Source organism: Actinosynnema sp. (genome assembly GCF_052038725.1).
Map to the genome: position 1 here is coordinate 1 of NZ_JBQGCX010000486.1, position 3933 is coordinate 3933.

A 3933-nucleotide genomic window follows, 5' to 3' on the forward strand; every position below is an offset into this window, starting at 1 on the left:
GAAGACGCGCTGACGCGTCGTCTCACATGCCGCCCGACAGCTTCTCGCGGAGCGCCGCGAGCTGCTCGTCGCTGGCCAGCGTGCCGCCGGCCTGAGCCGGAGCGCCACCCGACGACGCGGCCGGGGCGTCGCCACCGGACGAGTAGTTGGTCTCGCCCGCGGCCTCTTCCTCGGCGGCGGCGGCCTTGGCGACCTGCTTCATGTGGGCCTCGTAGCGCGTGTGGGCCTCGGCGTACTGCCGCTCCCACTCCTCGCGCTGCTTGTCGAAGCCTTCCTGCCACTCCTGGGTCTCCGGGTCGAAGCCCTCGGGGTAGATGTAGTTCCCCTGGTCGTCGTACTCGGCGGCCATGCCGTACTGGGTCGGGTCGAACTCGGAGTCGACCGTGAAGCCCTCGTTGGCCTGCTTGAGCGACAGCGAGATCCGGCGGCGGTCCAGGTCGATGTCGATGACCTTGACCATGACGTCGTCGCCGACCTGCACGACCTGCTCCGGGATCTCCACGTGGCGCTCGGCCAGCTCGGAGATGTGGACCAGGCCCTCGATGCCCTCGTCCACGCGGACGAACGCGCCGAACGGAACCAGCTTGGTGACCTTGCCCGGCACGATCTGGCCGATCGCGTGGGTGCGGGCGAACTGGCGCCACGGGTCTTCCTGGGTCGCCTTCAGCGACAGGGAGACGCGCTCGCGCTCCATGTCGACGTCCAGGACCTCGACCGTGACCTCCTGGCCGACCTCGACGACCTCGGAGGGGTGGTCGATGTGCTTCCAGGAGAGCTCGGAGACGTGCACGAGGCCGTCCACGCCACCCAGGTCCACGAAGGCGCCGAAGTTGACGATGGAGGACACGACGCCCTTGCGGACCTGGCCCTTCTGCAGCTGGTTGAGGAACTCGCTGCGGACCTCGGACTGCGTCTGCTCCAGCCAGGCGCGGCGGGACAGGACCACGTTGTTGCGGTTCTTGTCCAGCTCGATGATCTTGGCTTCGAGCTCGCGGCCGACGTACGGCTGCAGGTCGCGGACGCGGCGCATCTCGACGAGCGAGGCCGGGAGGAAGCCCCGGAGGCCGATGTCCAGGATGAGGCCGCCCTTGACGACCTCGATGACGGTGCCCTTGACGGGCTCGTCCTTCTCCTTGAGGGCCTCGATGGTGCCCCAGGCGCGCTCGTACTGGGCGCGCTTCTTCGACAGGATCAGACGCCCCTCCTTGTCCTCCTTCTGGAGAACAAGGGCCTCAACCTCGTCGCCGACCTTGACGACCTCGTTGGGGTCCACGTCGTGCTTGATCGACAACTCGCGCGAGGGGATGACGCCCTCGGTCTTGTAGCCGATGTCGAGCAGGACCTCGTCCCGGTCGACCTTGACGATCGTGCCCTCGACGATATCGCCATCGTTGAAGTACTTGATGGTCTTGTCGATAGCGGCGAGGAAGTCCTCCTCCGTCCCGATATCGTTGATAGCGACCTGCTTCGGCGCGACGGCAGCCGGGACAGTGGTGGTGTCGGTGGACATTAGGTAGGTGGCTCCGGTACGGATTGGGGTTGTCTGACCTGCGGGTGGAACGCTGTCGCATCGGGCACGCCCGACCGCGGAGACCGACTCCCAGAGTGTTCACCGATCACGGGCAGCGCGAACCCACTACGCGCCGGTATCGTACGCGGCCCCGAGACCACCGGGCAAATGGTCCCCGAGAAGGAGCAGTGTGTCCGACCAGCACGTGAGCGCGGAGCGCGCGCTCGGCACCACCGGAGTGGCCCAGCGGTTCGCCGACGCGGAGGAGTCCCGCTCCGCCAATCGGCTCTGGTGGGACGCCGATGCGGACGACTACCACGCCCAGCACGGTGATTTCCTGGGGGCCGCGGACTTCGTCTGGTGTCCCGAGGGAGTGCGCGAATCCGAGGCCCGTTACCTCGGTCAGGTGACCGGCAAGCGGGTGCTGGAGATCGGTTGCGGGTCGGCCCCGTGCTCCCGCTGGCTGGCCGCGCAGGGCGCCGAGCCGGTCGGGCTGGACATCTCGGCGGGGATGCTGCGGCACGCGGTGGCGGCGGCCGGGCGGACCGGGATCGCCGTGCCGCTGGTGCAGGCGAGCGCGGACCAGCTGCCGTTCGCGGACGCGAGCTTCGACGCGGCCTGCTCGGCGTTCGGCGCGGTGCCGTTCGTGGCGGACGTGGCGTCGGTCTTCGACGAGGTGGCCCGCGTGCTGCGGCCGGGGGCGCCGTGGGTGTTCGCGGTGAACCACCCGATGAGGTGGATCTTCCCGGACGACCCCGGTCCGGCCGGGCTGACCGTGACGCACTCGTACTTCGACCGGACGCCGTACGTCGAGGTGGACGACGACGGGCGCGCCACGTACGTGGAGCACCACCGGACGCTGGGCGACTACGTGCGGGCGCTGGTGGCCTCGGGCTTCGAGCTGGTCGACGTGGTCGAGCCGGAGTGGCCCGCGGGGCACACCAGGACGTGGGGGCAGTGGAGCCCGCTGCGCGGCGGGCTGTTCCCGGGCACCGTGATCTTGCGGACGCGCAGGACGTAACCTGCGGGGCATGACGGTCGCGCGGGGGCTGGCGGATGCGCAGAGCGCGCGGCTGGCCGGGATCGACCCGGTGCTGCCCCCGATGATCGCGCCGCTGGACGGGGACGTGGTCACGGCCGCGCTCCCCGACGGGACGCGGGTCGCGGGGGTGCTCCAGCAGCAGGTGCACGAGCGGAACTCGCCCGCTCGGCTGTGGTCGGCCACCGAGGTGTGGGAGCTGACGCCGCTGCTGGGCGGCGCGGGGCCTGCGGGCATGGACGCGCTGATGCGGGCGTGGCGCAGGCGGATGGAGCTGGTCGGACCGGCCGAGCGGGACTCGGCGTGCGTGCTGACCTGGCCGAGCCGGGACGTCGAGTCGGGCTCGGTGCTGATGGACCACGGCATGGTGCCGCTGTCGGTGGTGGCGGTGCGACGGGGGCCCGCGCCCGCCTCCCGGAGCGGGTCGCTGGTGATCCGGCGGGCCAAGCCGTCGGACCTGGAGGCGGTGCTGGAGCTGGCGATGGCCGAGCTGCGGTACTCGTCGATGGTGGGGTCGACGGTGAACCGGCCGGAGGCGGTCGCGCTGAAGCGGCGGGCGCTGGCCGAGCGGCTGGCCGCGGGCGGGCCGACGTGGCTGGCCGAGCGGGAGGGGGTCGCGGTCGGGCTGGCCGAGTGCGCGATGGTCCTCTCGGAGCCGGGCAACTCGGCGTCGACCCGGCTGCCGCCGGGGCGGTGGGGGTACGTGAACTGCGTGTCGGTGCTGCCGGGGGCGCGGGGGTCGGGCGTCGGGCAGCAGCTGATGGCGCACGTGCACCGCGAGCTGCACCGGATGGGCGCGGTGGGCACGTACCTCTACTACAACCCGCCGAACCCCCTGTCGTCGGTGTTCTGGCCCCGCCAGGGCTACCGGCCGCTGTGGACGATGTGGGAGGTCCGCCCCGCGGGGGCGCTGCGCTGAACCAGCGCGGTGGACCACCACCCGTTCGAGAGGGGGCTGCGGAGGGCTGGGGCGGCTTAACCTGGAGCGGGCTACCGGGACGCTGCCGCACGCCCTCGTTCTCCGGGTGAGCGGTCCGTTCACCCGCCGACACGGGGCCGCTCCCCCGGTTCCGCGCCTCGCGCCGACGCACGCGCCAGGCTCGCGCCCACGCCCCACGCCCCACGCAAGGCTTCGTGGCTCGCGCCGCCATCTACTCCTGGCTCCGCAACCCGCGCCGATCGCCAACCCGGTTCCGCAACCCGCGTTGATCGCCAACCCGGTTTCGCAACCCGCGCTGATGGCCAACCCGGTTTCGCGCCTCGCACCCCGCGTTCAACACCCCGCGTTCAACACCCCGCGTTCAACACCCCGCGTTCAACACCCCGCGTTCAGCACCCTGTGTTCAGCACCCCAGCGCCTCGCCCCTCGCCCAACCCGCCGCGC

General features: G+C 71.3%; 3 protein-coding genes. 2 read left to right on the plus strand and 1 reads right to left on the minus strand.

Features of this window, described 5'->3' with window-relative positions; genetic code table 11:
• Positions 1–22: 22 nt before the first annotated feature.
• Complete coding sequence (rpsA, locus tag ACTUAL_RS09780) at positions 23–1510, minus strand: 30S ribosomal protein S1 (protein WP_096496341.1); 1488 nt, start codon at positions 1508–1510, stop codon at positions 23–25.
• Between the two features lie 190 nt (positions 1511–1700).
• On the opposite strand from rpsA, the gene ACTUAL_RS09785 reads away from it, so the two are divergent.
• Complete coding sequence (locus ACTUAL_RS09785) at positions 1701–2531, plus strand: class I SAM-dependent methyltransferase (protein WP_096496342.1); 831 nt, start codon at positions 1701–1703, stop codon at positions 2529–2531.
• A 10-nt stretch (positions 2532–2541) separates the two neighbouring features.
• On the plus strand, positions 2542–3468 hold the full coding sequence (locus tag ACTUAL_RS09790; RefSeq protein ID WP_096496343.1) for a GNAT family N-acetyltransferase: 927 nt from the start codon (positions 2542–2544) through the stop codon (positions 3466–3468).
• Positions 3469–3933 lie beyond the last annotated feature (465 nt).